1 protein-coding gene is annotated in these 1,251 nt (G+C 65.3%); it reads right to left on the minus strand.

The genetic code is table 11. The features are described 5' to 3' along the window. A partial coding sequence (locus AB0M27_RS47965; RefSeq protein ID WP_365732483.1) for a reverse transcriptase domain-containing protein occupies positions 1-627 on the minus strand: 627 nt, incomplete at its 3' end. Between the last annotated feature and the right edge of the window lie 624 nt (positions 628-1,251).

Raw genomic sequence — 1,251 nt, forward strand, 5'->3', positions numbered from 1 at the left:
GAACAGGTTCGCCAGCACGGGTGAGACCGGTGAGCCCTGCGGGGTTCCCCGGTTCCGTTGTTCCAGGGCGCCGTCCGGGTGCTGCAGCGGTGCGCTCAGCCACCGCTTGACATACAGCACCACCCAGGTGGCATCGGTGTGAGCCTCCACGGCCTTGACCACCAGGTCCCACCGGACGCTGTCGAAGAACTTCTGGATGTCGAGCTCGATCACCCAGTCCTTTCTCCAGCAGCGCTGCCGGCATCGCTCCCGCGCGTCATGGGCCGACCGCCCGGGCCGATAGCCGTACGAGTCCGGGTGGAACACCGGTTCCACCCGCCTCATCAGGTGCCTGGCCACCACGGTCTGGGCAACCCGGTCGGCGACACACGGCACGCCAAGCGTTCTCGTGCCTCCTCCGTGCTGCTTGGGAATCACCACCGCGCGCACCGCGGACGGAAAGTAGCTCCCCGAGGACATCCGGTTCCAGATCTTGTAGAGGTTGCCCTTCAGATCCTTCTCGAACTCCTCGACGGACTGCCCGTCCACTCCTGGGGCGCCCTGGTTCGCCCTCACCTCACGCCATGCCTCCCACACCTCCCACTTCGAGATCTCAAACGGCTTGACCTGCGACTTCAGCTTGTCCATCGGCTCCTCCCGGAGAACCTCCGGTTGACCAGACACACACAGCCACGGACAGCCCGGCCCCTTGGCTCCACCCCCATTACAGGGGCTTCGTCGCTACTACGAGCCGGTCCGCCAGCGCACCCCGCATCGGTACTCGACCCCTTCACGGCACGACCGTTCGGAGCACTCCCTCTCGCCCTCCCCTACCGAGGACGGGCCATATCGAGACACGCCTTCTCCTGTTCCACATGGCCGCAGCAGACCGAGGTCACGTCGTCTACATGCCAGGCACCACCCCGCCAGTCAGCAGGCTCCCGCGAGGCTTGTCCCGGAGCTGGTTCCACACCCCGGTTTTGATGCCGTCCAACGCCTTTCAGCACTTCAGCAACGATTCACTTGCGTTCGTCTCCTCGATCCCCACCTGACGCCTCATCGGCGCCTTCTCCTCGTCGCTCACCACGACGGTCGTCAACCAACGCAGCACGAGGTGGTTTGAAGCCTCCCCCTGCAGGGCGACTCCGAAGGGCCAGACCTTCATCAGCCATGCAGCACCGCTTCAGCAGCTCTCCTACATCAAGCCACCTCCACGTTCAGGACACACGAAACCCGGCGCACACCCGACGCGACAGCCGGGCCACCGGCCTG

Origin of the sequence: Streptomyces sp. NPDC052107 (genome assembly GCF_040680215.1) — a bacterium.
GTDB lineage: Bacteria > Actinomycetota > Actinomycetes > Streptomycetales > Streptomycetaceae > Streptomyces.